Annotated in this window: 25 protein-coding genes and 1 pseudogene; 12 read left to right on the top strand and 14 right to left on the bottom strand. The window is 63.1% G+C overall.

What is annotated here, in order from left to right; genetic code table 11:
- Nucleotides 1–27 precede the first annotated feature (27 nt).
- The 4 genes from EBN1_RS09335 to pyrE all read right to left on the bottom strand — a co-directional run bounded on the left by EBN1_RS09335 (nucleotide 28) and on the right by pyrE (nucleotide 4,240).
- Entirely contained in the window at nucleotides 28–810 is a 783-nt protein-coding gene (locus EBN1_RS09335) for an NAD-dependent deacylase (protein WP_011237697.1), read from the bottom strand.
- Nucleotides 803–2,887 carry a molybdopterin-containing oxidoreductase family protein gene (locus tag EBN1_RS09330; RefSeq protein ID WP_011237696.1) on the bottom strand — a complete coding sequence of 695 codons (2,085 nt, stop codon included), beginning with the start codon at nucleotides 2,885–2,887 and terminating at the stop codon, nucleotides 803–805. Before EBN1_RS09330 ends, EBN1_RS09335 begins: the two co-directional genes overlap by 8 nt.
- A gap of 92 nt (nucleotides 2,888–2,979) precedes the next feature.
- Entirely contained in the window at nucleotides 2,980–3,615 is a 636-nt protein-coding gene (locus EBN1_RS09325; protein WP_011237694.1) for a DUF4124 domain-containing protein, read from the bottom strand.
- The gene (gene pyrE / locus EBN1_RS09320; RefSeq protein WP_011237693.1) at nucleotides 3,593–4,240 is read right to left on the bottom strand and encodes an orotate phosphoribosyltransferase; all 648 of its coding nucleotides are present in this window, start codon (nucleotides 4,238–4,240) and stop codon (nucleotides 3,593–3,595) included. Before pyrE ends, EBN1_RS09325 begins: the two co-directional genes overlap by 23 nt.
- Before the next feature lie 31 nt (nucleotides 4,241–4,271).
- Here pyrE and EBN1_RS09315 point away from each other — a divergent pair, with 31 nt between their 5' ends.
- Entirely contained in the window at nucleotides 4,272–5,054 is a 783-nt protein-coding gene (locus EBN1_RS09315; RefSeq protein WP_011237692.1) for an exodeoxyribonuclease III, read from the top strand.
- A 321-nt stretch (nucleotides 5,055–5,375) separates the two neighbouring features.
- Here EBN1_RS09315 and EBN1_RS09310 read toward each other — a convergent pair whose 3' ends face one another.
- Together EBN1_RS09310 and EBN1_RS09305 are read right to left on the bottom strand one after the other, a co-directional pair.
- Nucleotides 5,376–6,644, bottom strand: a complete 1,269-nt coding sequence (locus EBN1_RS09310) for a sensor histidine kinase (RefSeq protein WP_011237691.1) — start codon at nucleotides 6,642–6,644, stop codon at nucleotides 5,376–5,378.
- Nucleotides 6,634–7,317, bottom strand: a complete 684-nt coding sequence (locus EBN1_RS09305; RefSeq protein ID WP_011237690.1) for a response regulator transcription factor — start codon at nucleotides 7,315–7,317, stop codon at nucleotides 6,634–6,636. The genes EBN1_RS09310 and EBN1_RS09305 overlap by 11 nt, the downstream gene beginning before the upstream one ends.
- Nucleotides 7,318–7,493: 176 nt before the next feature.
- Between EBN1_RS09305 and EBN1_RS09300 the strand changes: the two genes are divergently transcribed.
- Together EBN1_RS09300 and EBN1_RS09295 are read left to right on the top strand one after the other, a co-directional pair.
- Complete coding sequence (locus EBN1_RS09300; RefSeq protein WP_197531861.1) at nucleotides 7,494–9,383, top strand: LTA synthase family protein; 1,890 nt, start codon at nucleotides 7,494–7,496, stop codon at nucleotides 9,381–9,383.
- 55 nt (nucleotides 9,384–9,438) lie between these two features.
- A complete protein-coding gene (locus EBN1_RS09295) occupies nucleotides 9,439–10,158 on the top strand; it encodes a phosphatase PAP2 family protein (protein ID WP_011237687.1) in 720 nt (239 codons plus the stop codon).
- A 272-nt stretch (nucleotides 10,159–10,430) separates the two neighbouring features.
- Here EBN1_RS09295 and EBN1_RS09290 read toward each other — a convergent pair whose 3' ends face one another.
- From EBN1_RS09290 to EBN1_RS09280, 3 genes and pseudogenes are all read right to left on the bottom strand, one after another.
- Nucleotides 10,431–11,021: an agenet domain-containing protein gene (locus EBN1_RS09290; RefSeq protein WP_049780241.1), complete on the bottom strand. Its 591-nt coding sequence runs from the start codon at nucleotides 11,019–11,021 to the stop codon at nucleotides 10,431–10,433.
- A 209-nt stretch (nucleotides 11,022–11,230) separates the two neighbouring features.
- On the bottom strand, nucleotides 11,231–11,968 hold the full coding sequence (locus EBN1_RS09285; protein ID WP_241762837.1) for a lysophospholipid acyltransferase family protein: 738 nt from the start codon (nucleotides 11,966–11,968) through the stop codon (nucleotides 11,231–11,233).
- 101 nt (nucleotides 11,969–12,069) lie between these two features.
- Nucleotides 12,070–12,372 (bottom strand): annotated as a pseudogene (locus EBN1_RS09280) (GNAT family N-acetyltransferase); the annotation flags it as partial.
- Nucleotides 12,373–12,478: 106 nt separating this feature from the next.
- On the opposite strand from EBN1_RS09280, the gene EBN1_RS09275 reads away from it, so the two are divergent.
- The 5 genes from EBN1_RS09275 (at nucleotide 12,479) to EBN1_RS09255 (ending at nucleotide 14,596) form a co-directional block, all read left to right on the top strand.
- A complete protein-coding gene (locus EBN1_RS09275; protein ID WP_041646107.1) occupies nucleotides 12,479–12,793 on the top strand; it encodes an ElaB/YgaM/YqjD family protein in 315 nt (104 codons plus the stop codon).
- Nucleotides 12,794–12,799: 6 nt separating this feature from the next.
- Nucleotides 12,800–13,183, top strand: a complete 384-nt coding sequence (locus tag EBN1_RS09270) for a phage holin family protein (protein ID WP_011237683.1) — start codon at nucleotides 12,800–12,802, stop codon at nucleotides 13,181–13,183.
- Entirely contained in the window at nucleotides 13,180–13,506 is a 327-nt protein-coding gene (locus tag EBN1_RS09265) for a YqjK-like family protein (protein WP_011237682.1), read from the top strand. The genes EBN1_RS09270 and EBN1_RS09265 overlap by 4 nt, the downstream gene beginning before the upstream one ends.
- A 176-nt stretch (nucleotides 13,507–13,682) precedes the next feature.
- Complete coding sequence (locus tag EBN1_RS09260; protein WP_011237681.1) at nucleotides 13,683–14,240, top strand: hypoxanthine-guanine phosphoribosyltransferase; 558 nt, start codon at nucleotides 13,683–13,685, stop codon at nucleotides 14,238–14,240.
- 11 nt (nucleotides 14,241–14,251) lie between these two features.
- Complete coding sequence (locus tag EBN1_RS09255; protein ID WP_041646106.1) at nucleotides 14,252–14,596, top strand: DUF1840 domain-containing protein; 345 nt, start codon at nucleotides 14,252–14,254, stop codon at nucleotides 14,594–14,596.
- Nucleotides 14,597–14,599: 3 nt separating this feature from the next.
- Here EBN1_RS09255 and EBN1_RS09250 read toward each other — a convergent pair whose 3' ends face one another.
- The 5 genes from EBN1_RS09250 to EBN1_RS09230 all read right to left on the bottom strand — a co-directional run bounded on the left by EBN1_RS09250 (nucleotide 14,600) and on the right by EBN1_RS09230 (nucleotide 19,358).
- Nucleotides 14,600–15,628 carry a fumarylacetoacetate hydrolase family protein gene (locus EBN1_RS09250; RefSeq protein WP_011237680.1) on the bottom strand — a complete coding sequence of 343 codons (1,029 nt, stop codon included), beginning with the start codon at nucleotides 15,626–15,628 and terminating at the stop codon, nucleotides 14,600–14,602.
- A complete protein-coding gene (locus EBN1_RS09245) occupies nucleotides 15,625–16,176 on the bottom strand; it encodes a VOC family protein (RefSeq protein ID WP_011237679.1) in 552 nt (183 codons plus the stop codon). Before EBN1_RS09245 ends, EBN1_RS09250 begins: the two co-directional genes overlap by 4 nt.
- 212 nt (nucleotides 16,177–16,388) lie before the next feature.
- The gene (locus tag EBN1_RS09240; protein WP_011237678.1) at nucleotides 16,389–16,613 is read right to left on the bottom strand and encodes a DUF2783 domain-containing protein; all 225 of its coding nucleotides are present in this window, start codon (nucleotides 16,611–16,613) and stop codon (nucleotides 16,389–16,391) included.
- Between the two features lie 11 nt (nucleotides 16,614–16,624).
- Nucleotides 16,625–18,304 (bottom strand): FAD-dependent oxidoreductase, encoded by a 1,680-nt coding sequence (locus tag EBN1_RS09235; RefSeq protein ID WP_011237677.1) that lies wholly within the window; start codon nucleotides 18,302–18,304, stop codon nucleotides 16,625–16,627.
- 91 nt (nucleotides 18,305–18,395) lie between these two features.
- Nucleotides 18,396–19,358, bottom strand: coding sequence for an MBL fold metallo-hydrolase (locus EBN1_RS09230; protein ID WP_011237676.1), 963 nt, complete (start codon nucleotides 19,356–19,358; stop codon nucleotides 18,396–18,398).
- Between the two features lie 151 nt (nucleotides 19,359–19,509).
- Between EBN1_RS09230 and EBN1_RS09225 the strand changes: the two genes are divergently transcribed.
- From EBN1_RS09225 to cas8c, 4 genes are all read left to right on the top strand, one after another.
- The gene (locus tag EBN1_RS09225) at nucleotides 19,510–20,340 is read left to right on the top strand and encodes an IclR family transcriptional regulator (protein ID WP_011237675.1); all 831 of its coding nucleotides are present in this window, start codon (nucleotides 19,510–19,512) and stop codon (nucleotides 20,338–20,340) included.
- 500 nt (nucleotides 20,341–20,840) lie between these two features.
- The gene (locus EBN1_RS09220; RefSeq protein WP_011237673.1) at nucleotides 20,841–23,327 is read left to right on the top strand and encodes a CRISPR-associated helicase/endonuclease Cas3; all 2,487 of its coding nucleotides are present in this window, start codon (nucleotides 20,841–20,843) and stop codon (nucleotides 23,325–23,327) included.
- Nucleotides 23,320–24,048: a type I-C CRISPR-associated protein Cas5c gene (gene cas5c, locus EBN1_RS09215; protein WP_011237672.1), complete on the top strand. Its 729-nt coding sequence runs from the start codon at nucleotides 23,320–23,322 to the stop codon at nucleotides 24,046–24,048. The genes EBN1_RS09220 and cas5c overlap by 8 nt, the downstream gene beginning before the upstream one ends.
- Complete coding sequence (gene cas8c, locus EBN1_RS09210) at nucleotides 24,045–25,877, top strand: type I-C CRISPR-associated protein Cas8c/Csd1 (RefSeq protein ID WP_011237671.1); 1,833 nt, start codon at nucleotides 24,045–24,047, stop codon at nucleotides 25,875–25,877. The genes cas5c and cas8c overlap by 4 nt, the downstream gene beginning before the upstream one ends.
- The last annotated feature ends 13 nt before the right edge of the window (nucleotides 25,878–25,890 follow it).

Raw genomic sequence — 25,890 nt, 5'->3', positions numbered from 1 at the left:
CCTGCCCATCACGGAAGCAGGTGGCGATCAATCCTCCAGCGGCCGCTCCGGATGCAGCCGCCGCCACAGTTTCGGCATCGCCTCGGCCGCGCGCAGGCGCAGGCGGTGCGTGACGATCCCGCTGACTCCGGTTTCGCCGGGGTTGATCTCGACGCTCGGCACGCCGGCCTGATCGGCCCACCAGATCGGCCCCGAGATGTACGGGAAGACGCTGGTGGTGCCGATCGACACGACGAGGTCGACGCCGTCGTCGAGCAGCGCCTCCAGCCGGCGCAGGCCAGTTTCCGGCAGCATTTCGCCGAACAGCACGATGTCCGGCCGCAACACCCCGCCGCACACCGGGCAGCCGGGCGGAATCCGCAGCCCGGAATAGTCGGGCACCGAGCGCGCGTGCTTGCATTCCGTGCAGCGCAGGCGATGCACGCTGCCGTGGATCTCGATGAGGTTGCGCGATCCGGCCGCGCGGTGCAGGCCGTCGACGTTCTGCGTCAGCACCCATACGCCGGGGCGTTCGTGCTCCAGCGCGGCGATGATGCGGTGCGCGATGTTCGGCGCGGCGCCGCGGCAGTTGGCTTCGATCTCGGCGATGTATTTCCACGCGACCTCGGGGTGCGCCTCCATCATCTCGCCCGACAGCGCCTCTTCGATCGTCAGCCCGTCGTCGGTCAGGCGCTCGTGGTAGAGCCCGCCGATGCCGCGGTAGGTCGGCAGGCCCGAATCGGCCGAGATGCCGGCGCCGGTGATGAACAGGATGCGAGGGGCACCGGCGATCAACCGCGCGACGGCATCGAGAACCTGCGTTTCAGTCATCGTGCGTCTCCTTCGCGACCTCGACGAGACAGTCATAGAACGTCGGGCCGCCGCCCATGTCGGTCAGCGCCTTTGATGTCACCGCGTTCACGTTTTCGCCATCGCCGGACAGCTTGCGCCACCACACTGACGGTGCGACGACGAGGCCGGGTCGCACGCGATCGGTCGGCACCGCGCGCGCGTGGAAGGCGCCACGGTCGTTGAAGATGCGCAGCCGGTCGCCTTCGACGATGCCGCGCGCTGCCGCGTCAGCGGGGTGGATCTCGAGCGACGGACCGCGTTCCTCGCCAATGAAGCGCGGCAGGTTCGCGAAGCTGGTGTTGAGGAAGTTACGCGCCGGCGGCGAAATCAGCGCCAGCGGATAGCGCGCTGCGAGCGCGGGGTTGCTGACCGGCGACTCGTGCGGCGGCACCCACGCCGGCAGCGGATCGTGCCCTTGGCGGGCAAGGCTGGCGGAGAAAAATTCGCATTTGCCCGACGGCGTGAGGAAATCGCCTTTCGCGAACGGTGCGAACGGCCGCGGCAGGTTCAGGCGCGCCCAGCCCTGCCCGGCGAGGCTGCGCTCGAACCCATATACACGGTTGTCGCGGCGCGTGAACGCCGCCGCGACAATCTCGTCGTCGGACTCGGCGAGCGCCGGGTCGGTGAAGCCGAGCCGCGCGGCGAGCAGGCGGAACACTTCGCTGTTCGGTTTCGCCTCGCCAAGCGGCGCGATCGCCGGCTGGTTGTCGACCGCGTACAGGTGGCCGTACGACTTGTGCAGGTCGCGGTGCTCGAGCTGGCTCGTCGCCGGCAGCAGGATGTCGGCGTAGTCCGCGGTGTCGGTCTGGAAAAGTTCGTGCACGACGCAGAACAGGTCCTCGCGCGCGAACCCCTCGCGCACGGTGCGGTTGTCGGGCGCGACCGCGAGCGGGTTCGAGTTATAGACGTAGATCGCGCGGATCGGCGGGTCGTCCGCGGTGAGCAGTGCGTCGCCGATCGTCGTCATGTTGATCGTGCGTGGCGGACGGCCCGGCGTGTGCGGGTACAGGTCCGGCCTCTCGAGCGCGTGCTGGTCGACCGGGAAATTGCCGGACGTCGACAGCACCGCGCCGCCGGCAGGATGGCGCCACGCGCCGGTCAGCGCTGGCAGACACGCGATGTTGCGGATCGCCATGCCGCCGCCGCCACAGCGGTTGAGCCCGTAATTGAGACGGATCGCCGCCGGCTTGACACTGCCGTACTCGCGCGCGAGGCAGCGGATCGCATCGGCCGAAAGGCCGGTCAGCGGCGCAGCCCATTCGGGCGTGCAGGGCTTCACGCGTTCGGCGAGCCCGTCGAAGCCGAGGGTGTGCGCCGCGATGTAGTCGCGGTCGATCAGGTCGTCCTCGATCAGAACCTGCATCATCGCCAGCGCGAGCGCGCCGTCAGTGCCGGGCCACGGCGCGAGATGCTCGGCGCACTTTTCCGCGGTCTGCGTGCGCCGCGGGTCGATGCAGACGAGCTTCGCGCCGCGCCGCTTCGCCTCCTGGAGGTAGCGCCAGCCGTGCAGGTTCGACACCACCGGGTTCGCGCCCCAGATCAGGATCAGCTTCGCGTCGACGAGCGCTTCCGGGTCCGTGCCGACCATCGCTCCGATCGTCGCCTTCCAGCCGGCGACGCCCGCCGACGAGCAAATCGTGCGATCGAGCAGCGACGCACCGAGGCGATGGAAAAGGCGGAAATCCATGCTGCCGCCTTGCACGAAGCCGAGCGTGCCGCCATAGCTGTATGGCAGGATGCCGCGCGCATCGTCGGCGGCGATCGCGCCGAACTTTGCTGCGATCGTGTCGAGCGCCTCGTCCCAGCCGATGCGCTCGAAGCGGCCTTCGCCTTTGCGCCCGACGCGCTTCATCGGGTGCAGCAGGCGCTGGTCCGAATACACCCGCTCGAGGTAGCGGGCGACTTTCGGGCATAGCGCGCCATTCGTGAACGGCAGGTCGTCGGCGCCGCGGATCTTCACCGCCCGGCCGTCGGCGACCGTCACTTCCATTGCGCAGGTATCGGGGCAATCGTGCGGGCAGGCCGCGCGCACCAACTTTTCAACGGGCTGGCTCATGAGTTTTCCTCAAAACCGTCACATGACATGGCCCACGCCGGAAGGCCGGCGCGCAGCGAACCGAGCGTCGTGCGACCCGCCGCGGAGAACGTTCAGGGGCGCCCTTCTCCGGCCGCGATCAGCTCAGCGTAGCGACGCCGATCGGCGGCAAAACGCCCCTGCACGGCCTCGGTTTCGCGAATCTTCGCATCGATGATGCTTTTTTGGGCTGCGAGCTCGCCGTCGACGCTCTGCTGTGCGACCGCGATATTGCGCGGCAGATCCTTGTCACGGTAAGGCGCAGCCTCTTCGGCAAGGCGCCTGCGCTCGCCCAGCAGCTCGGTTTCGCGAGCACGCGCGGCTTCGATCTCGCGGCGAATGTCCGCAATCGCGCGGTCCTGGCGGTTGTCGATATCTTCGAGGCTGGTGTAGGTCTCGAGCAGCGCCTGGTCGAGCCGCCGCTGCTTGAGCAGGCGTGCTTCTTCGTCCTTGCGGCGCTGCCTCTCGGCGTCGCGCTGCGCGATCTCGCGGCTCGTCAGGGGCGCCGCGACGTGTCGGCGCACCGTGCCCTGCGGACTGATTTCACGATAGGCGCGGCCGTAGCAGACGGTCGGCAGCACGTCTCCGCACACCGGCCTGCCGTTCGCGTCCTCGCAGCAGTAGATCGTGCGTTCGCTCTGCGCCGCGACTGCGGGCGGCAGCGCCAAAAGCACTGCGCACAGCAGCTCAGCGCGGCGAACAAATGCCATACGTGTCGCGATAGGCCTGCACCGCGTCGAGATTCGCGACGAGTTCCGGGCTGTCGCCGAGGTAGCCGATGAGGTCGTCGAGCGTCGCCACGGCGATCACCGGAATACCGAAGCTTGCGCGCACTTCCTCGACCGCCGACTCGACGCCCTTGCCGCGCTCCATGCGGTCTAGCGCGATCACGACGCCGGCCGGGACGGCGCCACCGGCGCGGATCAGTTCGACCGACTCGCGCACCGACGTGCCGGCGGAGATCACGTCGTCGAGAATCAGCACGCGGCCCGCGAGCGGCGCGCCGACCAGCGTGCCGCCTTCGCCGTGGTCTTTCGCTTCCTTGCGGTTGAACGCGAAAGGCAGGTTAACGCCGTCTTCGGCCAACCGGATCGCGACTCCGGCGACGAGCGGAATGCCCTTGTATGCCGGGCCGAAGAGCATGTCGCACGGCAGCCCGGCAGCCCGGATCGCGCGCGCATAGAAACCGCACAGCTCGCGGAACGACGCGCCGTCGTCGAACAGGCCGGCGTTGAAGAAATACGGCGAATTGCGCCCGGCCTTGGTCACGAACGAACCGAAGCGCAGCACCCCTTTGGCGCAGGCCAATGCAATGAAATCCCGGCTAAAATCCACGTTTTGCTTCCGTTTGGGCTTATTCTGCAGAATGTTACGCGTCATCACCCTCAACCTCAACGGCGTCCGCTCGGCAGTCGGCAAAGGCTTTCTCGACTGGCTCGCCACGCAAAACGCCGATGCCGTCTGCGTGCAGGAGCTCAAGGCGCAGGCCGGCGATCTCACCGGCGCGGTGCGCACCCCCAATGGCTACATCGGCCACTTCCACCACGCCGAAAAGAAAGGTTACAGCGGCGTCGGGCTCTACGCGCGGCGACCGCCCGACCGCATCGTCGAAGGGCTCGGCATTGCCGATATCGACGCCGAAGGCCGTTTCCTGCAGCTCGATTTCGGCCCGTTGTCGGTCGTGTCGCTGTACCTGCCGTCGGGTTCCAGCTCGGAGGAGCGGCAGCAGGTCAAGTTCGGCTTCATGGAGCGCTTCCTGCCGCATCTCGCGACGCTGCGCAACTGCGGTCGCGAGATCATCGTCTGCGGCGACTGGAACATCGCGCATCGGGAAATCGACTTGAAGAACTGGAAATCGAATCAGAAGAATTCCGGCTTCCTCCCCGAAGAGCGCGCCTGGTTCAGCCGCGTGCTCGAGGAGCAAGCGTGGGTCGACGTCTATCGCCGGCTGTACCCCGACGCCGGCGGCGAAGGCTACACGTGGTGGTCGAACCGTGGCCAGGCGTGGGCGAAGAACGTCGGCTGGCGCCTCGACTACCAGATCGCGACGCCGGGCATCGCCGCGACTGCGAAGTCGGCCGCGGTCTACAAAGCGGAGCGCTTCAGCGACCACGCGCCCCTGGCTGTCGATTACGATTTCAGCTTCTGACGGCTCGCGGGGACTTCCACGTTACCGCCGGAAACGGCATACGCGCAGATCTGCCGATATTCCAAGCCCGGTCAACGGGGTTCACCGAGCAGGAAGGAGATTGCCTCACACCACCAGCCATCGTCGACGCGGTTGGCTCATTCGCCATATTCACAAAAGAGGTTCAGGTGGGCCTGATTCGTCGTAGTGTCTGGACGATACGGCCATGCAGGCTATTAACGCGGCAACGAAATACCGTTCGGGCTGAGCCTGTCGAAAGCCCTGTGATGGCCCTTCGACAAGCCTGTCCTGAGCGAAGCCGGGCCTGTCCTGTGAAAATTTTCAGGGCGCATGATCCAGCACGACGAGGAAACAACTCCCTCGGGGCAAGAGGTCACTTATGCTGATCGTCCATCCTTGATGTGCGCAAACTCGTCTGACCAGCGAGAGTCCTAAGCCCAAACCTTCGCCCCGCGCACGTTCGCCGCGCACGAACGGCTCGAAAATACGATCCTGTTGATCCAGTGGAATTCCCAGGCCGGTATCCTCGACGCGGAACCCGCCTTTCTGCAGAACCAGACGCACCGTGCCAGAATCTGTGTAATGCAGCGCATTACGCAGCAAATTGGACATTACGGTGCGCAGAAAGGTGCGGTTGTAACACGCCCCGTCGTTACCCTCCTCAAGAAACTCGAACTGGAGACCCTTGTCGCGCATCGGTGTCCCCCAGCGCTCGCCTTGCTCTGCAGCAACGCTCGCCAATGAAGCCTCTCCGCCCAGAGAAACTTCTTCAGGCCTCATTCGCACCAGCGTCAGGAAAGTCTGGACCAGATCACCCATCTCCTCGGCCGCGCGGCCGATGCGTGCTACCAGATCCCTTTCGCGGGGAGGCAGGGATACGGCTTCCAGGAGCTCGCAGGAGGTCGCGACGATCATCAAGGGAGTGCGCAGTTCATGGCTGACATCACTGGTGAATAGGCGCTCGCGCTCCAACGAAAGTCGCAATTCCCCGAGCGCGCTGTCGAACGCGGAGGCAAGATGCCCAATCTCGTCGTCGGAGTATTCCGCCGCCAAAGGAGGTGCGGCCGGATGAAGCTGGTCCCGATGCTGGACTTGCTGAGCCAGCCTTGTCACTGGCGCCATGACCTTGCGCGCCATCAATCGGCCGAGCAGCCAAGCTCCCGCGACGCTAAGCAGAAAACCGGCCAGCACTACATCGAACAAGGCCTGCTCCCGCGCTTCGAACTCGTGTTGCTCCTGCACAAGCAGATAACGCTGGTCCCTGATCTCGCGCGTGTAGACATAAAAGGCGTCTTCGCCGTCCACCACCTCGGCGAAACCTGGCGGGGTTTCCGAGAACAGCTCCGGAATTCGGGATTCGGAAAAAGTCGTGGCAAAAAAACGCGTGCTGGAATCGAGTCGGGGAGGCAGCCCCTGTCCGACATCGTGAAGCACGAGGTTCATTTCGCGATTGAGCTCCTCGGAAACAAGATGCCGCTCGATGGAATGGACGATGCCAACGATACCTAGCGAAAATATTCCGCTTACAACCAGGGTCATTAGCGTGAAAGCAATGACGATACGGCGTGCAAAGGGTTGTTTAGACAGCATCGGATCTCTCCGACAGGCGATAACCAACGCTGTGAATGGTATGCAGCAGCGGCTTTGCGAAAGGTTTGTCGAGGACTTGGCGCAGCTGATGGATATGGCTGCGCAGACTGTCGCTTTCCGGCAGGTTCTCCCCCCATAGGGCTTCCTCGAGCGTATCTCGACGAACCACAGCCGGGCTTCTTCGCATGAGGATTTCGAGCAGCTTCAAGCCGATCGGGTTGAGCTTGAGCGCCCGCCCGCCACGGGTGGCCTGCAGCGTATCCACGTCAAGGGAAAGATCACCGACCTGTAGAAGTCGCGTGCGGCTCCCCTGGCTTCGCCGAAGGATTGCCTCGATGCGTGCAACCAGTTCCGACAGAGCGAAGGGTTTGATCAAGTAGTCGTCAGCCCCGGCATTCAGGCCCCGCAAACGATCATCCAGGGCATCCCTCGCCGTGAGCATGATGATGGGCGTGTCACGCCCCGCATCCTCGCGAAGACGCTTGCACACCTGATAGCCGTCGACACCCGGCAGCATGATGTCCAGGACGATCAAGTCGTACTGCTCGGTCACCGCCAGGTGCAAACCGCTCAACCCGTCCTGGGCACAGTCGACGATGTAGCCCTTGAGCTGCAGATAGTCGAGCACGTTGACGAGAATGTCACGATTGTCTTCGATAACGAGAATGCGCATAGGCGGGCTCACGACAGGAGGAATGATGTTTTTTTCACAGCGCTTTTACGAACAGCTCACGCGTTCGTCGGCAGACTGCGGCCCGTTCATCCACAACAAATCATACAATGCTCTGGCCCCGATCTGCTCAGCTCCGCTACCTCTCGCTAATTCTCACTATTTGGCTGGCGTTGTTCTTGCTGACCCGCAGCGTGCTCCTCGTCGGCCATTTCAATGATGCCGGCGTCAGCGTTAGCCAACTGTTCGCCGTCTATGGCATAGGCATCATCTATGATCTCGCCTTTCTGACTTTCGCGGCGTTGCCGTTGTCGCTTTATCTGTTGCTGTGCCCGCGGCGTATCTGGCAGACGCATTGGCACCTTCAGTTCCTGCATGTATTGGTGGCCATCAGCCTGTTCGCCATGTTGTTCACTGCCGTGGCTGAATGGCTATTCTGGGATGAGTTCGGCGTACGTTTCAATTTCATCGCGGTGGACTACCTGGTTTATTCGGATGAAGTGGTCAACAACATTCTCGAGTCCTATCCCGTTTATCCGCTGCTGGCGTTGCTGGCACTGATGGCGGTCGCGGGTGCGGCGTTGCTGCGAAATATTATCGACGCCGCCGTGCGCGCGCCCCTGCTGCCATGGCGTCACACCTGGCAGAAGCTGAGCGGGTTGTCGATCATTGCAGTGATGATCGGGCTGGGGGTCAGCCAGGAATTTCCCCGCGGTATCGGCGGCAATGCCTATCAACGGGAGCTGGCTGCCAATGGCCCCTACCAGTTCTTCGCGGCGTTCCGCAACAACGAACTGGAATATCCCGGGTTTTATGCGACGCTGCCCCTGCCCGAGGTGGCCGACCAGCTTCGCCAGGAGGTGAGCGAACCCAACGGCCGCTTCATCGGCACCGATCCCCTGGATATACGCCGGGCTATCGACAACCCAGGCATACCTGTGGCGCTGAACGTCGTGCTGGTGACCATCGAAAGCTTGAGTGCCAAATACATGGGCAGCTTTGGTGACACACGCAACCTGACGCCGAACCTGGACAAATTGCGCAAGCAAAGCCTGTTCTTCAATAATTTTTACGCCACCGGTACGCGTACCGATCGCGGGCTCGAAGCCATCACGCTCGCGATCCCGCCAACTCCCGGACGTTCTATCGTCAAGCGAATTGGCCGGGAAAGTGGTTTTGCCAGCCTGGGACAACAATTCAATGCGCAGGGCTACGACAGTGTCTTCTTATACGGTGGGCGCGGTTATTTCGACAACATGAATGCCTTCTTCGGCGGCAATGGCTATCGCATCGTCGATCAGAGCAGCGTCGCCGAAGCGGATATCCATTTCAAGAACGCCTGGGGCATGTCCGATGAAGACTTGTATACCCAAGCGATCAAAGAGGCGGATTCGGATCATTCCGCCGGAAAGCCATTTTTCCTGCAACTGATGACGACGTCCAACCATCGGCCGTACACCTATCCGGAAGGGCGTATAGACATTCCCTCGGGAGACGGTCGCGCAGGGGCGGTGAAATATACCGACTACGCCATTGGCCGGTTCCTCGACCAGGCACGCGGGAAACCCTGGTTCGATCAGACCGTTTTCATCTTCGTCGCTGACCACACAGCCGGAAGCGCCGGAACGGAAGACCTGCCCGTGGCCAATTACCACATCCCGCTACTCATCTACGCACCGAAGTTCGTCGAGCCCCGTGAGTTCTCGGGTTTGGCCAGTCAAATCGATCTCGCACCGACCCTGCTTGGCCTCCTCAACATGGATTACGTCTCAACCTTCTTCGGACGCAACGTGCTGCGGGACGACGCTGCGCCAGGCCGCGCGTTGATCGGCAACTACCAAAACCTGGGGCTGTTCGATGGAAAGGATCTGGCGATTCTGAGCCCTCGTCGCGCGGTGCGCCGTCACGACGACGCGCTTCAAATGACCCATGAGTCGAATGCCGGGCTCGAAGATCCGCTGGTTCGACGTGATGTCGCCTATTACCAGGGAGCAAGCTACGACTACTCGCAAGGGCTGCTGAGCTGGCAGCCTGGCCGACAGAACCCGACCCAGCTCAGCCAGCGCTGACAATATCTACCACCATACTGGCGCCCATAGTCCGGGTGTCGCCAAAAATATCGCTATGCCTTCCGTTGCCAATTCGGACATATCCAGGCCGTTCAACTTTTACCTCGGCCTGGGTATTCCGCTCGCGTTAATGCTGCTCCTGTTGGCAAGCGACCCGACCGGTATCGATTTTGCGATCTCTAAACTGTTCTACACTTCACAGACTGGGTTCATCGGCAAACACAGCTGGTTTCTTGAGGACGTGCTTCACGACCGCGCAAAGCAAGCGGTCATCACCGTCGGGATACTGGCTATCGCGGGATTCCTGCTGAGCTTGTTGCCGACAAGGTTTAAAGTCCGGCGCCGCTCGCTCGGCTATCTGGTGCTGGCCTTGGTCGTTTCCACCAGCATCGTTACGCCCTTGAAGACACTGACGGCAGTTCACTGCCCCTGGAGTCTGAGAGATTTTGGCGGCTCGGAAACCTACACTCCCTTGTTGAGCGAGAGAACCCCAACCCTTAAACCCGGACGCTGCTGGCCGGGTGGCCACGCTTCCGCAGGCTTCTCGCTGATCGCCGTGTTCTTTTTCCTGCGTGACCGTCGGCCGCGTGCGGCCAGATATGCGCTTGCTCTGGCCTTGAGCCTGGGAACAGTATTTTCGGTGGGGCGCATGATGCAGGGCGCTCACTTCCTATCCCATAACATCTGGACACTATTGTTCGATTGGGTGATTTGCCTGGGAACCTATCGACTGGTTCTGTACCGCCCTGCCCAAGCCCCGGTTCCCACCCGGTAGGGTACGACAGTTAGCGATGCACGACCCGCTTCATGGGCGGGTAAAAAAAGCGCCTGGAAGGTAGCCTGTCTGGCCGGATTCGAACCACGATTTATCCGATGCGGCGAACGCATCGGCCGCAAGCATGACCAGCTCGAGGCGTCCGGTGATGCCGGCCCACTCGACGCCCAGCGGGTTCGGCGCCTGCGCCAGCCGGCACGGGCAGGGCAGTCGCGATGTCGAGGGGCAACAGGAAGCGCCGCGAGGCGAAGTGCTGCATGTCGGACCTTCGCTCAGCGCGCCTTCGGGCAGCTCATCGACGCCCGCGCGTCGCCGTTGAACACGAGATCGATCTGCGGCTTGCCGCCGTTCTTCACCGTAAACTTGCCGGTGGCGTTTGCCATGGTGCCGGTGAAGCGCATCGCGCCGCCGTCGGACAGGGTATAGCGCCCGCCCTTGTCGCCCACCGCGTAGCGGCCGCCCGCCTGAATGACGACGTCGGTATAGGCGTAGTTGAGCTGGCCGTTGTCGAAGGTGTAGCAGCCGTACTTTCCGGCGGGAACGGCGTCCGACCCGGCGCTTGCCGGCGCTGTCGCGGGGTCGGTCGAAACGGTCTGCGCCTGTCTGGCCGCCGCGGGCCGCATGCGTTTCGCACTGACCCATTCGTCCCAGTTGGAGCCGTAGCCGTCATAGGAGACGAGGCAGGTGCTCATGCGGTCGGGGCCGTCGAGTACCTTGGCGGGATACCAGTCGCCGCCGTACAGCACGCTGACCGCCCGGCCCTTGACGCACAGCGCGGAAGCCGACGCCTCGGCCGCGCCGGCCAGCGCGGCGACGGACAAGGGCAGGCCGACGGCGAGCAGCAGGGCCTTGCGTTTCGACATGTTCTTTTTCCTTCTCGCGGACGGTGGACCAAAAGAGCGCCGCAGCGGGCGGGTGTGTGCGAGCGACATTATGCTGGCGCGCTGATAGAGGCGGCGCGGGCGAAAGTCTCGGGTCGACGCGGGACGTCACGGTGGCCGGCCTCGACCGGACACCCCGGCTGCACGATGCCCATCGAAAAGTCAGACCATCGTCTCTGTTTCGGCGCGCCTCAGGGTTGAGCGGGACTTCCGCCGGAAACCCGGTCAGGGCTTCGCTCCTCGACGCGGGGCGAGTGTTCGATCGGAGCGAATTCCGCCCCGATACCGATGACAACGGCAGCGCGCGCAGCCTGCGCGAGGCTGCGACGGTCCATGCCGGGACCGGACGGCAACGGCTCGGCAGCGAGTGTGCAGGCGACGATCCGCGGCTCGGCGAGCATTGCGGCGAGGCACTGGCCGAGCGTCACATCGCCGTCGTAGGCCGGCGCGCGGCTGAACGTGCCGTCCGGCCGGCGGTAAGAGATCGCGACCGGCTGTACCGCGTGGCCGCATGCAATCGCCGGTTGCAGCAATGCAGCGTGAAAATGCAGGACCTGGCTACCGTCGGTCGTCGTGCCTTCGGGGAAGATCGCGACATTGCGCCCGGCGTCGAGCAGCGCGCCGATCTCGGCGTTGATGATCTTCGCGTGGCCGCGGCTGCCCCGGCGCAGGAACACCGTCTCGTTCTTCGCCGCGAGCCAGCCGAAGAGCGGCCAGCCGCGCACCTCGGCCTTCGAGACGAAGGCCGACGGCGCGAGCGCGTTGATCACGAAGATATCGAGCCAGGAGATGTGGTTCGCGACGAGCAGGCATCCCGGCTCGATCGCGGCACCGTGGGCGCGCAACTCGATGCCGAGGACAGCCAGCATCCGGCGCGACCAGCGCTGCCGAAGCGCGAGCCGGGTCGAGCCACCGACCAGCGGAAACACCGCCAGGACGACCGCCGCACCGCCGGCGACATGAAGCCCGACGCGGACGAGTCGCCACGCGCGGACGAGGCGGCTCGTCGGGACGGGAAAGGTGGAAGCGTTCAGTCTGTGCGTCCCAGGAAGTGTCGGGCGTATCTGCCATCGATGCGGTTCATCAGCAGCGGGATCGGCAGGTCGGCGGTGTTGAAATCGGGGTCCCAGGCTGGTCCGGCGCGCAGATACCCCTTGATGAGCGCCGGCGCTACGGCATCGATGCACGAGCGTCTGTCGAACTCGTTCTCGGAATAGTAACCGCCGACGTGGCGCGCTGCCGACGGCGACAGGATACGGTAGGTGCCGACGATGCGGCGGGCATCCTCGTCGCGCACGATCAGGTGCTCGCAGAAGGGATCGTAGAGGTCCCGGAATGCATCGTTTCACTCGCGATTTGCCTTCATTTGGGAATGGCGCTAGCGTGTACTCAGCTCGCGCGCCCGCGCGGATGTCATGACCTGAGAAGGGGATCACAACATGCTGAATACAACCGATACAGTGTCCCGCGACAAGCTCGTCGCAGACTTCAAGGTGGTGATCGCGGATGCCGAGGAACTGCTGAAACTGACCACTGGGCAGGCAGGCGAGAAGCTCACCGATGTGCGCACTCGGCTGAGTGACCGCCTCGTCACGGCCAAGGACCGGATCGCGGATGCCGAATTCGCGGTGCGCGAACAGACGAAGAAAGTCGCCTTTGCGACCGACGACTACGTTCACAAGAATCCCTGGCAATCAGTCGGCGCTGCCGCCGGTCTCGCATTCCTGCTCGGCCTGCTGGCCGGGCGTCGCTGATACCCGATGCCGGAGGATTCGAGGCCGCGTCTGGCCGCCAGCCTGCGCGGCCTCCTGCATTCGGGACTGGGAATCGTCCAGTCGCGGCTCGAACTGCTCGTCGTCGAGGTGCAGGAAGAAAAGCTGCGCCTCGCCGGCCTGCTGCTGAACATCGTGCTCACCGCGGTGCTGGTCGGATTCGGCATCGTGTTCCTGGCGATTTTTCTCACCGTCCTGTTCTGGGAAGAGCATCGCCTCCTCGCCCTCGGGCTCGGCACCGCGGCCCTGTTCGGCGCGGGATTGTTCACCGCTTCCAACGCCGCCGCCGATCTGCGGCGCGGCACCCGGCTGTTCGGGGCCAGCCTCGCGGAACTCGCGCGCGATCGCGAAGCAGTGCGGCACAAGGAATGAACCCCAGACTCGTCGAACTGGCGCTGAAGAAGCAGCGGCTGCAGATCCGGGCGGACCAGCAGCGCACGGAAATGCTCGGGCACCTGCGCGGCATCGAGTCCGCGCTCGACCTCGTCGACCGGGCGCGCGACCAGGTGCGCTGGGCGCGCGAGCACGTCCCGCTGCTGTCTTCGGTGGCGCTGATCGTGGCGCTCGTCAGGCCGCGCGCGACATTGCGCGTCGCGCGCCGGGCGTGGCTCGGCTGGATCGTTTTCAGGAAGCTCGGCCAGCGGTTCGCACCTGCGCTCGGGGCGCTCGAACGATGGCGCGCCGCTCGCCTGTAGCGATTTCGGCCCCGCCCGCGAAACTTCCAGTGCCGGCTGCAGCCTCACGTATCGAACCGGGTCATCGTGCACAAGCCGCCCGCCGTCCCGGGCTGAACCGGTAAGCCGCAGCCATCGCCCGTTAGGATGGCCGATCCGACGTTTTCGTTTTCGCAATGATCCAGGAGGCTGCTGCAATGTCGGTCGATATGGACGAAATCCTCCGCGCCCGTGAGGAGGCCGATTGCCTCGCGGACGCGACCGCGGTCGATGCTGCGCTCGCGCGCATGGCGGCGGAAATCACCGCGCAGATGGCCGGCAGCAATCCGATGGTCTACACGGTGATGAACGGCGGACTGATCCTCGCCGGGCGCATCCTGCCGCGGTTGCCTTTCCCGCTCGAAGTCGGCTACCTGCACGCGACGCGCTACGGCCATGCGCTGAAGGGCACGCAGCTCGACTGGCGCGTGCGCCCGACTTCCGACCTGCGCGGGCGTACTGTGCTGGTGCTCGACGACATCCTCGACGAAGGCCACACGCTGCACGCGATCCTCGATTACCTGCGCGCCGAGGGGGCGAAGGAAGTGCGCGCCGCGGTGCTTGCGCACAAGGTGCACGACCGCAAGGCTTACCCGGGGATGCGGGCGGATTTTACCGGGATCGACGTCGCCGACCGCTTCCTGTTCGGCTGCGGCATGGACTACAAGGGCTACTGGCGCAACGCGCCGGGGATATACGCAGTGAAAGGACTTTGAGGAGATCCGCGATGCTGTACACATTCAAATCGGACGCCGCCGCTCCCGTCATCATGTTCGCCGACGTCGCGAAGAAGCTGATCGCGATCCTCGGCAAGGACCCGGAAGACGTCAAAGGCATCGTCACCGTCGAACAACTCCCCAACGCGATCGAGCGGCTGCGCGCCGCGATCGACGAGGACAAGGCGCGGCAGGCCGCGCATGACGAGGAGACCGAGGAACAACAGGAGGCCGCCGCCGCCGCGGGCAAGACCGGCATGGGCGCGCCGGTCGGCCTCGCCCAGCGCGCGTGGCCGCTGCTCGACATGCTGCAATCGTCGCTGAAGGACGGCGTCCCGGTCGTCTGGGGCGTGTGAGCGTCAGCGCGCGAGCGGCACGACCGTCTGCTCGATCGCGCCGAACACGTCCTCGCCGCGCGCAGTCAGCATCTCGATGCGGATGCGATCGCCGAAACGCATGAACGGCGTCTTCGGCGCGCCGGCTTCGATCGTTTCGTAAGTGCGCACTTCGGCGAGACAGCAGTAGCCGACGCCGCCATTTTCGATGCTCGACCCGTGCAGCCCGCCCTGCCTGTTCGACACGGTGCCCGAACCGATGATCGAGCCGGCTTCGAGTTCGCGCGTCTTCGCGACGTGGGCAATCAGCTGCGCGAAGCTGAACGTCATGTCGACACCGGCGTTCGGGCAGCCGAACAACTGCCCGTTGTGCGTCACGCGCAGCGGCAGATGCACGCGCCCGTCGTGCCACGCCATGTCGAGCTCGTCCGGCGTGACCGCGACCGGCGAGAACGCCGAGGCCGGCTTCGACTGAAAGAAACCGAAGCCTTTCGCGAGCTCGGCCGGAATCAGGTTGCGCAATGAGACGTCATTGACGAGCATCAGCAGGCGGATCTTCAGCGCGCATTCGTCGGCCGAGGCGCCGAGGGGCACGTCGCCGGTGACGACCGCGACTTCGGCCTCGAAGTCGATGCCCCAGTCTTCGCTCGCTGCGACGATGTCGTCGCGCGGACCGATGAAGCTGTCCGAGCCGCCCTGGTACATCAGCGGATCGGTCTGGAACGACTCGGGCAGCTCGGCGCCGCGAGCGCGACGCACGAGTTCGACGTGGTTGATGTACGCCGAGCCGTCCGCCCACTGGTACGCGCGCGGCAGCGGCGAATGGCACTGCGCCGGGTCGAACGGGAGCACATGCCGACCGAATTTTCCGGCCCGCCCGTGGTTGAGCAGGTCGTAGACCAGCTCGAGGTCGTCGACGACGGCGTCCCAGTCGTCGAGCGCCGCCTGCAGCGTCTTCGCGATGGCGCCGACCGGCTGGCAGCGGGTGAGGTCGCGGCTGACGACGACCAGCGTGCCGTCGCGTCCACCGCGCTTGAGCGTTGCGAGCTTCATCGTGCGTCCCCTTCCTGGGTCATGCTGCCGTCGTGCATCCAGCGCGCGTGCTGCGGCGCCCGTTTCGTCCGCGACCATTCCTCGATCATGTCTCCCTTGACCGCATCGAGCTTCTGCAGCATTTCCGGCGTGGCGGTGTTCGCCGCGAGTTCGAGCCGGTGGCCGCTCGGGTCGAAGAAGTAGATCGACTTGAAGATCGTGTGATCGGTCGGGCCGAGGACTTCGATGCCCGCAGCTTCGAGGCGCGCCTTCGCCGCAAGCAACTCTTCGACCGAGCCGACTTCCATCGCCAGGTGCTGCACCCAGTCCGGCGTGTTGCGGTCGCGGTCCATCGGCGGCTTGGTCGGCAGCTCGAAGAACGCCAGCACGTTGCCCTGGCCGGCGTCGAGGAAGATGTGCATGTACGGGTCCGGCGCTTTCGTCGACGGCACTTCGTCCTCGGCGATCGCAAGCACGAGCTTCATGCCGAGGTGCTTTTCGTACCACTCGACGGTTTCCTTCGCATCGCGGCAGCGGTACGCGACGTGGTGGATTTTCTTGATCAGCATTGTTCGTCTCCAGTGAATAGCCGGCAGTCAAATACCCTTCGGGGTCGGCAGCAATCAAAAACCGTTCGGGCTGAGCCTGTCGAAGCCCCACCACCACCCTTCGACAAGCTCAGGGCGAACGGGATGCGTTTGATGCTCCGGGCGAACGGGATGCATTCGATGCTCCGGGCGAACGGGATGCATTTGATGCCGACTCACTCCCGTTGCGCGCGTCACGCGCCGTCGCGAGCGATTTTCATCGCTTCGCGCAGCACCGAGATGTCGCCGATATGGTTCGCGAGCAGCAGGATCAGACGCGCATTGACCATCGCGCTCTGCTCGGCGGTGAGGTCGCGGTGCATCTCGATCAGCGCCTCGTAGAAGTCGTCGCCGGGGCTGAACGTGCGGAAATAGCGCTTGCCGGGAGTGAAGAAGTTCGAATCGGTGTTGAGGCTCATGTTTCGTTCCTTCAGGCGTTGCAGGTCGCACGGGCAAGCGCGGCACGGACGAGGCCGGCATCGAATGTGCGCCAGCGTGCCGCGACATGCTGGTCGGGCCGCACGAGGTACGTCGTCGCCGGATGCAGATCGTAGCGCTCGCGGATGCGCCCGCGGCTGTCGATCAGCGTCTTCAAGCCGCCCGGGGCGGCGCCGCGCTCGGCGACGACCAGAGCTTCGACCGGCACCGGCGCGTCGCCCAGGGCGGCCAGGGCCGCCGCCTCGGCCGGGGCGATGTCGGCTGCGTCCGACATGTAGTAGAGCAGCTGGAAGCGGTTGCCGGTGGCCTGCAGCAGCCACTGCTCGCCCCCCGGCGTCTCGCACGGCGCGTCGTCGAGCGGCGCGCCCGGCACCATGACGCCGGCGAAGGCATCGGCATCGGGCGTGTTGAGGCGCGACTCGGTGAGGAAACTGGGCACCGACAGGCGGCCGGAATTGACCAGCGCGCGGGCGAACGGATAGTCCTTCGCCAACCCCAGCACGGCGTTGCGGAACGTCTTGCTGACCGCGCTCTTCGGCGTGATGAAATCGGTCGAGCGCGTCGAATTCATCAGGTTCTCGTCGGCAGCGGCCACGCGCTCTTCCGAATACGTGTCGAGCAGCGTCTGCGGCGCCTTGCCGTCGAGCACCAGCTTCAGCTTCCACACCAGGTTGTCGATGTCCTGGATGCCCGAGTTCGCCCCGCGCGCGCCGAACGGCGACACCTGGTGCGCGGCGTCCCCGGTGAATAGCAGCCGACCGTGGCGGAACTCGTGCATGCGGCGGCACTGGAACGTATACACGCTGACCCATTCGAGCTCGAACTCGCGCTCCTCATTACCCTTCGCTGCGAGCATCGCCTTGATGCGCGGGATCACGTTCTCGGGCTTCTTCTCCTCTTCGGGATCGGCGTGCCAGCCGAGCTGGAAGTCGATGCGCCACACGTTGTCGGCCTGGCGGTGCAGCAGCACCGACTGGTTCGGGTGGAACGGCGGATCGAACCAGAACCAGCGTTCCGCCGGGTAATCCGCCTTCATGACGACGTCGGCGATCAGGAAGCGGTCCATGAAGATCTTGCCTTCGACTTCCAGCCCCATCATGTGGCGGATCGGGCTGCGCGCGCCGTCGGCGACGACCAGCCAGTCGGCGTCGAGCGAATACGCGCCGTCGGGCGTCTCGACACGCAACGCGACGCGCTCGCCGTCATCGGCCACGCCGATGACCTTGCTCTTCCAGCGCAGGTCGATGTTCGGCAGGCTCTGCGCGCGACGCACGAGGTATTCCTCGAGGTAGTACTGCTGCAGGTTGATCATGCCCGGGCGGTGGTGGTCGGGCTGCGGGCACAGGTTGAAGTTGAATACTTCCTCCTCGCGGAAAAAGGTGCGCCCGACGTTCCACGACACGCCTTTCTGCACCATCTCCTCCGCGCAGCCGAGCCGGTCCATGATCTCGAGCGCGCGCTTCGCGTAGCACACGCCGCGCGAGCCGATGCTCACCGTGTCGTCATTGTCGAGCAGCACGACCGGCGCTCCCTGGAGCGCCAGGTCGATCGCCGCGGCGAGACCCACCGGCCCTGCGCCGACGACGACGACCGGATAACGCCCGCCGCGCTGCCCGGCAAGCTCCGGCGGCCTGCGGTATTCGAACTTCGGATAGTTGTACGTGCTCAGCACGGGTGCTCCTCCTCTCTCTGCTGTTCATCGACCGGCGCCGCCTTCTGCGGGCGGCCAGCGGCCTGTCATCTGTCGGGGTCGGGGGTACGGACTATTGCTGCAGCGCGTGCCACATCTGCTGGTCGCGCTCGGCGGTCCAGACGCGCGGATCGCGGATGCCCGACGCTTCGTCGTGCGCGCGGGTGACGTCGAACGGCAGGCAGTGCTCGTAGATGAAGACCTGCCCGAACTGCGGGTCCATGTTGCGACGCGTCAGCTCCATCGTCGCCTTCAGGTCGTAGCCCAGCGCGACCGCTTCCTGCGCGCTGCGGTACAGCGCGGTCACGAAAGCTTTCGTATAGGCGATGCCCTGCGCGACCTGCTCCGGGCTCTTCAGCGCCGGACCGCGGCCGGGCACGAGCTTTTCGGCGCCGAACGCGGCAAGCCGGTCGAGCGTCGCCGGCCAGTCGGCGAGATACGCGTCGCCGGTGTAGCACGCGGCGTCGAACTCGACCAGATCGCCGGAGAACAGCACTTTGTCCTGCGGCAGCCACACCACCGTGTCGCCTTTCGTGTGGCCGCGGCCGATCTGCCGGATATTCACTTCGAGGCTGCCCAGCCACAGGCTCATCTCGCCGGTGAACGTGATCGTCGGCCAGGTCAGCCCGGGCACGCTCTCGACTGCGTTGAAGAGCCGCGGGAAGCGGCCGATCTCGGAATCCATGTCCTGCTGGCCGCGCTCGACGATCAGGTCATAGGTGTCGCGGCTGGCGATGATCTGCTCCAGCCCTTCGCTCTTGTAGCCGGACGCGCCGAGCACGCGCACGGCGTGGTAATGCGTCAACACGACGTACTTGATCGGCTTGTCGGTGATCTCGCGCACCTTGCCGATGACGCCCTGCGCCATCACCGGCGTCGCGGTGGCATCGATGATCATCACGCCGTCGTCGCCGACGATGATGCCGGTGTTCGGATCGCCTTCGGCGGTGTAGGCCCAGGCGTGCTCGGAGAGCTGCTCGAAGCTGATCTGCTTCTCTTCGAGGTCGGCTTGCGAAGCGAAAACCTTGGTGTTCATGAACGGACTCCTTGAAGTGCGGCGGGATGGACAAAGCGTAGACGACGATTTGTTATTAGTCAATCGATTCGCTATTGTTAAATTTATCCCTACCGCAGAGCATGTTTTTGTCGCCCCCGCTGCTAAGATTCGCGCCGCACAGGAGACCATCGTGAAAGACGAGCAAATCACCGACCCGATCGCCACCCGCCCCGCGGAACGCAACGGCGACCGCCGCGGCATCCAGTCAATTGAAGTCGGCGGTGCGCTGCTGCAGGCGCTCGTGCGCCACGGTACGCCGATGATCCTCAAGGACCTCGCCCGCGATGCCGGCATGCCGCCGGCCAAGGCCCACCCCTACCTGGTGAGCTTCGGCAAGCTCGGCCTGATCGAACAGGACCCGCTGACCGGGCGTTATGGGCTCGGCACGTTCTCGCTGCAGCTGGGCCTGTCCGCGCTGCACGGACTCAACCCGCTGCGCGTGGCGACGCCGGAAGCCGCGAAGCTCTCGGACGAGATCGGCCAGAACGTCGCGATTGCCGTCTGGGGCAACCAGGGCGCGACGGTCGTCAGCATCGAGGAATGCAGCCGCCAGGTGCACGTCAACATGCGCGTCGGCACGGTGATGAACCTCGTCACTTCCGCGACCGGCCGCGTCTTCGCCGCCTTCCTGCCGGCGCGCCTGACCGAAACGCTGATCGCTGAAGAGCTCGCCCACCTCGCCTGCGCCGCCGACCCGTCGCTGCGCCTGTCGAGAAGCCAGTTCGATAACGAGCTCGAAGAAATCCGCCGCCAGCGCCTCGCCCGCGCCGTCGGCCAGCCGATCCCCGGCATCAACGCCTTCTGCGCCCCGGTCTTCGACCACAACGGCCACGTCGCCCTGACGATCACCGCAATGGGCGCCGCGGACAACTTCGATGCAGACTGGTCCAGCCCGCTGGCCGAGAAACTGCGCAGCTGCGCGGAATCGATCTCGGGGCGGCTGGGGAAGATGGAAGGCTGAGCTGCGGGATATTCGGATTGGAGTGACATAGGTCACCGTCGCATGCCACGGGGATCGCTGAGATCGCGCAACCCCATCCGCGATGCTGCCGTGAGTCAGACTGATCGCATCGTCCGCATCCATGGGGTGCTGGCAATGCAGCATTTTCTCGCCACCCTCGACCCCGGCGGCCTCCTCGGAGCCACGTGCTGAAAGTGCCGAAGAGGATCACCGGAAATTGATGATGGACGTACTCAAGCATGGGACGCCTTGCGAGGTATCGGGGCCGACGGAGTTGTGGCGGGCGGTTGCGGCAGATGCCACGAAAACGGCAAAAATATTCCATTAAAGAATGAAGAATGGGTCAAACTATGAGCTCGAGAGGAGCGGAAATGGATATATCGATCCTCTGAACGTACTGGAGCTATGCCCCTGATCCACTCGGCACACACAGCTTCAAGGCCGGGTGGGCGCCGGCGGGGGCATGAGCGTGACGAGCTTTTGTGGCCTGCGAAGTGACTATGACTAAACGTGCTATTGACATGCCGATCGCGCACTGGCGCGCCTCCGATAGCACACCACAAGCGCTATCTGGCCACCTTTCGAATGTTGGAGGGCTTGCCCGCGCATACGCTGCGAAACTCGGGCTGGAGTCTGCCGGCGAGGTGATTGGTCTACTGCACGACCTCGGCAAATACAGCGAGGAATTTCAAGCGTACATCGGATCGGCGTTGGGACTCATCGATACCGATGATGATGAATACGTCGACGCCGGCGTGCTTAAAGGCAAGGTCGATCACTCCAGCGCGGGCGCGCAGTACGTTTGGCAGGCTCTTTGTCAGAAAGGCCGTCTCGAGCGTTTCTGCGCACAGATATTGGCAATATGCATCGCCTCACACCACTCCGGCCTGATCGACTGCATCAGCGCCGACGCCGGAACATTCGGCGAGGATACGTTCGATAAGCGCATGCGCAAGTTGCAGGAAAGAACGCATCTCGACGAAGCGAGGCACTCCGCAGATGCGGAAATCCTCGCCCGCTGCAAAGAATTGCTGGATAACGCTGAGCTTTCGGCCTGTGTCCGCGCGGTGGTCGAGCAAATCCTTCGCGCCAGTCCGCAAAAACGCGTGGCTCAACAACAAATCGGGCTGGCGACCCGCTTCCTTTTCAGCTGTCTAATCGATGCCGATCGCGTAGATACGGCCGACTTTGAACACAAGCGCGTCAGGGAATATCGTTCGAACGGCGAGTATGTTGCTTGGTCTGTGCTGATTGATCGGCTGGAGCGGCATCTGCAAGTCATACGGTCCGATCGTCCGATCGACGCACTTCGCCGCGAGATTTCCCAGCATTGCCTGGATGCAGCCTCACGCGAGCGCGGCACTTACACCCTCACAGTACCGACCGGTGGCGGCAAGACGCTGGCAAGCCTCCGTTTTGCGCTGCACCATGCCAAGCAGCGTCGTTTGGATCGAATCATCTACGTCATCCCGTTCACATCGATCATCGACCAGAACGCGCAAGTCGTCCGTTCCATCCTCGAACCGGTGGATGAGCCGGCGGATCACGGCAAGGTCGTCCTGGAACATCACGCCAGCATTACCCCGGAACAACAAACCTGGCGTGAAAAAATCCTTTGTGAGAACTGGGACGCCCCGGTCGTATACACGACCATGGTTCAGTTCCTCGAGGCGTTATTCGGTGCGGGCACCCGTGGTGCGCGACGAATGCACCAACTGGCGAATGCGGTGCTGATCTTTGATGAGATCCAGACCCTGCCGATCAAGTGCATCCACCTTTTTAACAACGCGATCAACTTCCTTGCCGAGCAATGCAATAGCACGGTAGTGCTGTGCACTGCGACACAGCCGCTCCTGCACCAGGTTTCCGCGGACAAGGGCGCGATTCGGCTGCATCGGCAGCACGAGATCATGCCTGACGTGCGGAAGCTGTTTGACGATCTGAAGCGCGTCGAATTGCGCGATCGCCGAAAACCGGGTGGTTGGACCTACTCCGAAATCGCTCAACTTGCGTTGGAGGAAATGCGGCGCGCAGCGAGCTGCCTAGTGATCGTCAATACCAAGGATGCGGCAAAGCAGGTCTACCAATCATGCCGAGAGCAACTAGACGATGAAGAAACGCTGCATCTGAGCACCGACATGTGCCCGGCCCACCGCAAACAGGAACTCGGCAGGGTCCGGCAGCGGCTCGGCGCCGGACTCCCAGTGCTCTGTGTAAGCACGCAACTGATTGAAGCAGGCGTAGACGTCGATTTCGGCGTGGTGATCCGCTTCACGGCAGGGCTTGATTCCATTGCGCAGGCGGCTGGGCGATGCAACCGCAATGGCCGCCCCGAGCCCGGTGTCGTGCATATCGTCAATCCTCAGGACGAACACCTTGAGAAACTGCCGGATATTTCGACAGGCCGGGACAAGGCCGAGCGCGTCCTCGACGACTACGCCACACACCCCGACCGCTATCACGACAATCTGATCGGCCCGGAAGCGTTGACCGACTACTACCAGTACTACTTCTTTGACCGGCAGAAGGAGATGGATTACCCGGTCGCTGCCAAGGACCTCGGTTACGACGATACCCTGTTGAACCTGCTCTCATCCAACTCTCAGGCCCTGTCCGAGCATCATCGCAAAACCGGTGGCGTACCCGATCTTCTGCTCCAACAATCCTTCATGACAGCCGCAAGAGCGTTCAAGGCCATCGATGCACCTACACAAGGGGTGATCGTTCCATACGGGGCGGGCGGACGCACACTGATCGCCGATCTGCACGCGGCTTTCGATGTTCAATTGGAAATCGATCTGCTTCGCACCGCGCAGCAGTACACCGTCAATGTTTTTCCTCATGTTTTGCGGCAATTGTCCGAGGCCAGCGCGGTGCGCGAGGTCAAGCCGGGCACCCGCATTCTGTGCCTGGACGAGCGCTACTACAGCAACGAATTCGGCCTTGCCACCGAACCGGTTTCAAGAATGGAGGTGCTTTATGACTAGATCCACGCGAAACAGCATCGAGTTCAAGGTCTGGGGCCGCCACGCCCTTTTCACCGATCCGCTGACCAAGGTTGGCGGGGAAAAATGTTCTTACCACGTTCCGACCTATGAGGCGTTGAAGGGTATCGCCAAATCGATTTACTGGAAGCCGACGCTGATCTGGGTTATCGACGAGGTGCGAGTGATGAAACGCGTTCGCACCCAGACCAAGGGCACGAAACCGCTTGAATTCGGCGGCGGCAATTCACTGGCGATCTACACGTTTCTGGCCGACGTGGAGTATCAGGTACGGGCGCATTTCGAGTGGAACGAGCATCGGCCTGAACTTCAGGCGGACCGAATCGACGGCAAGCATTACGCCATTGCACGACGCATGCTGGAACGCGGCGGCCGCCAGGACATATTCCTCGGTACCCGTGACTGCCAAGGATACATCGAGCCTTGCGAGTTCGGCGGAGGCGCTGGCGCACATGACGAAGGGAGCGAACTGGCATTCGGATTGATGTTCCACGGCTTCGACTACCCGGACGAAACAGGAGACCAAAAGCTACATGCGCGCTTTTGGCGACCTGTGATGAGAAACGGATTCATCCGGTTCGATCGCCCGGAAGATTGCCCGGTGCGGAAGTTTGTCCGTTCCATGAGTGTGAAGCCCTTCGGATTCGGCCAGAACCTGCAATCGGCCGACGAGGCGGCGGCAGAACTGGAGGGGCTCGCATGAGTTGGATTCAGAAGCTGTATGAGACATATGAACGATGTGCAAATGCACCAGAACTCACTGGGCCACAGCCATGGCCGATAGCACATCTTGTAAAAAGAGCTCATGTTGAAGTTGCGATTGATGCTGAAGGAAACTTTAGGCGGGCACAGAAACTTGATCGATTACAGTCGCCAACCCTTATTCCAGCAACCGAAGCATCTGCAGGCAGAACCGCGGGCGTCGCAGCTCACCCCCTCTGCGAGGAAATCGGGTATTGCGCTGCCGATTATCCAGGGCTGGAAGCTAATAGATACTCCGACTATGAAAAACAACTGGAGCAATGGTGCTCCTCTGAGTTCTCGCATCCAAAAGCGCGGGCAATCTATGCCTACTTGCGCAAGGGTCTATTATGGTCAGATCTAAATGCTCATAAGATTTTTCCGGTAGCAATCGAAGATGCGCATGGCAAGAAGACTAAAGTTAAAGACGAAAAGGTTTTCTTACGCTGGAGAGTCGAGACTCCTGGCGAGTTTTGCTCAGGAACTTGGGAGGATGATGACCTTATCGATGCATGGATCTCATTTGATCGCGCCCAAAACCACGAAAATAATATATGCATCGTTACGGGAGCGACCGCACGAATTGGGCGCAATCATTCTCGGTTTCTTCGTCACCCCGGCGATGGAGCAAAGTTGATTTCTGTTAACGACGCGGAGGGCTACACGTTCAGAGGCAGATTTACAGACGGCAAAAATGAGTATGGAAAGCAGGCTTGCAGCGTTGGATTTGAGACAAGTCAAAAGGCTCACAACGCATTACGATGGCTCATTGCCCGGCAGGGATACCGGAACGGCGACCAGGCGGTCGTTAGCTGGGCGATCAACGGTACCCTGGTTCCCGATCCGTTTGCCAACACACTTGAACTCTTCGGAAGACTGGATCTCTTGGACTCCGAGCCGCCACCAGCCGACACTGCGCAAGCGTTTGCGCTGCGCCTCAAGAGAGCCATTGCCGGATACCGGGCAAAGCTTGATCCAACCAGCGACGTAGTTGTGATGGGTCTGGACTCTGCAACCCCCGGGCGTATGGCCATCACATTCTATAGAGAGCTGAAAGGCTCCGAGTTTATCGAGCGCATCGAATACTGGCATACGAACTGCGCTTGGTCGCAGAACTTCGGCAAGGAAAGCCGGTTTGTCGGCGCACCCGCACCGCGTGACATTGCGGAAGCCGCCTATGGCCGACGCCTCGACGACAAGCTTCGCAAGGCAACCGTCGAACGCGTGCTGCCCTGCATCGTCGATTCGCAGCCGATTCCGCGGGATCTCGTCGAATCCACGGTGCGAAGAGCAAGCAATCGCGTCGGCCTCGAAAACTGGGAATGGGAAAAGTGCCTCGGCATTGCCTGCGCACTTTTCAAGGGATATCACACTGAAGGGAGCTACCAAATGGCCTTGGAACAGGACCGAACAAGTCGCGACTATCTCTACGGTCGCTTGTTGGCCATCGCAGAGCACATCGAAGGACGGGCATTGCATGTCGCCGGCGAGAAGCGAGACACGACAGCCGCGCGGCTGATGCAGCGTTTTGCGGATCGTCCATATTCAACATGGAAGACGATCGAGTTGTCGTTGGCCCCGTACAAAACACGTCTACGAGCCCAACGCACCGGTTTTCTGTTCGAAATGGACAAACTCCTTGATGACGTGACGGCCTCATTCCCAAGTCACAGCTTTACCCAAGACAGCCAGCTCTCCGGCGAATTCCTGCTCGGCTATCACTGCCAGCGCCAGGCGCTGCGCCCAAACAGCGTCGAGCCTGCCGACAACAATAGCGATACCAACGACTGAAGCAAAAGGAACC

The organism is Aromatoleum aromaticum EbN1 (assembly GCF_000025965.1).
Taxonomy (GTDB): Bacteria; Pseudomonadota; Gammaproteobacteria; order Burkholderiales; family Rhodocyclaceae; genus Aromatoleum; species Aromatoleum aromaticum.
The sequence above is the reverse complement of the archived record's forward strand: the minus strand, read 5'-3'. Positions and strand labels throughout refer to the sequence as shown.